The organism is Lentimicrobium sp. S6 (assembly GCF_013166635.1).
Lineage (GTDB): Bacteria > Bacteroidota > Bacteroidia > Bacteroidales > UBA12170 > UBA12170.
Window position 1 is genome coordinate 1 of record NZ_JABKBZ010000192.1, and the last position, 1837, is coordinate 1837.

The window sequence follows — 1837 nt, forward strand, 5'->3', positions numbered from 1 at the left end:
AAATATTTAGGAAAATTAATGTGTGAAAATGAAACAAATTAATGTGTAAATTTAGCCTAGAAATTATAGCTGTTCACACTGGCACAATAACGTCGGTATGACTGGCACAATAACGCCGGTATATCCAAAATACAGTTGTACTTCTTTAAATTTATTTTTTCGTTTCCCTTTTCTTATGATTTGTGAGGAACCACAGTTGGGACATGTAAAGTTAATTGTTTTATTTCTGTTGATTTTTTTCAAAAATGGTGAATATGGTTAATATGTTTGGTAACGGTGGCAATATGCAAAGTTGGGGATTACGGAGCGATTCGCTATCAAGCTACACGGCACTTGTTGCGAGCCACAACCTTTGAATAACCTATGAAACCCCAATTTTGTATATTGCATGTTACCATGCGTTATTTATTCATTTTCATTATTATATCTATCAAAATCAGCGGAATAATAATTTCCATGTGACGCTAAACTATCTTTGGGTAAATCATAATTTACTAAATCCCAATCGTCCGAAGTTATTACAATCTGAAATCGTTCATTCTCAAATTGTCCAATTGCAGAAATCCCACGCTCGGATGAGTTTCTTACTGTCAATCCTTTTGGTAGTGTAAATAAAGTTGAATCTCCCATGAAATATCCAACGTTTATATCTTTTTCTAATCGACCAAGTCTGTAAGAAGGTTTATTGAAACTGCTTAATCCCAAGCCAATAAGGAACAAGATATTTAAAGTTATTGAAATCCTAAAAATCCATTTTTTCATAATCAGTTTTCAAATATTGTAATCAATTGGTCTGAATTAAACATTGATGCAGGAGAAATTACCAATTCCTCTTTGGGAATATTGTCTCCATATCTTTCCATTAGTTTCTGTTTTACTGCATTATCAGTCAAGTTGAAATCACTCAATTTTTCAAGTTCTCCAATTTCAAGTCCGACAGCCTCTTTGTATATTTTCCAGACCAATTCAGAACAGTAAATTCTCGAATCAGACCACTCAAAATACAAATCATAGTCTTTGCCAGCGTACTTTTCGCCAATCTGTTTCATTTTTGTCAAAGTCTCAGGAGTCAATAAGTTCTCGGAATTTTTAATCCGTTTAACAACGTAGTGTCCGTTTTCACCTCGATTAATCCAGTCGTTTAATGGTGTCAGTTTTACAGGCTGAACAGCTTCGTATACAAAATAATCGTTTCCTTGCTTATAAATAATCCCCATGTGGCTGTATTTTGAGCCTGTCGCAATCTGAATCGCTTTACTCTGTCCCGATTTTGAAGTCTGGAAAATAATATCTCCGTTTTGAAATCCTGAAAATCCAGTATTAGATTGACAAGAAATCAGAAAAATCAGTCCGATTGTTATGTGTTGCAGTGTCTTTTTCATAATGCATGGTAACGTTTAGTATAAGAATAGTAGCCGATTGCGTGCATCTTTCCTGTCAAGTTACAAGAAAGTTGAAGCGGGCTACAACCCCTGAAATTACTGCTATTTCGGCTATTATTTTTATACATTGTTGAACTAAACCTCCCCAAAGGGAGGTAGCTTTCGATTTAAATTCGTATTGAATACGTATAAATCTCATGTTTAATAATTTAATAAAATTAAATCATGAGTAAAATTACTATTTATTCTGAAGCCTGCAACAAAGTTGATGGCTTTAGAGCTATGGGAGAAGAGTTCAAACGTAAACTTATTATTAATGGACGATCAAAGTCTACACACGAAAATTATTTACGCCAAATAGCTAAACTGGCACTTTATTACATGAAAAACCCGCTGCATATAGACATGGATGAGCTGGAAGAGTATCTGTATTACCTGATGCAAAAGGATACGGA

The 1837-nt window shown here is 34.1% G+C and carries 3 protein-coding genes; 1 reads left to right on the forward strand and 2 read right to left on the reverse strand.

The features are described 5' to 3' along the window. Positions 1-405 precede the first annotated feature (405 nt). Together HNS40_RS22260 and HNS40_RS22265 are read right to left on the reverse strand one after the other, a co-directional pair. Positions 406-762 (reverse strand): hypothetical protein, encoded by a 357-nt coding sequence (locus HNS40_RS22260; RefSeq protein ID WP_172284910.1) that lies wholly within the window; start codon positions 760-762, stop codon positions 406-408. A gap of 2 nt (positions 763-764) precedes the next feature. Continuing rightward, on the reverse strand, positions 765-1382 hold the full coding sequence (locus tag HNS40_RS22265; RefSeq protein WP_172284911.1) for a YiiX family permuted papain-like enzyme: 618 nt from the start codon (positions 1380-1382) through the stop codon (positions 765-767). 225 nt (positions 1383-1607) lie between these two features. Here HNS40_RS22265 and HNS40_RS22270 point away from each other — a divergent pair. Then, the coding region (locus HNS40_RS22270; protein WP_172284755.1) for a phage integrase N-terminal SAM-like domain-containing protein at positions 1608-1837 on the forward strand (230 nt) is incomplete at its 3' end.

Coding starts and splice junctions, on each gene's coding strand:
- HNS40_RS22260 (WP_172284910.1), bottom strand. CDS start 762: ATGAAAAAATGGATTTTTAGGATTTCAATAACTTTAAATATCTTGTTC.
- HNS40_RS22265 (WP_172284911.1), bottom strand. CDS start 1,382: ATGAAAAAGACACTGCAACACATAACAATCGGACTGATTTTTCTGATT.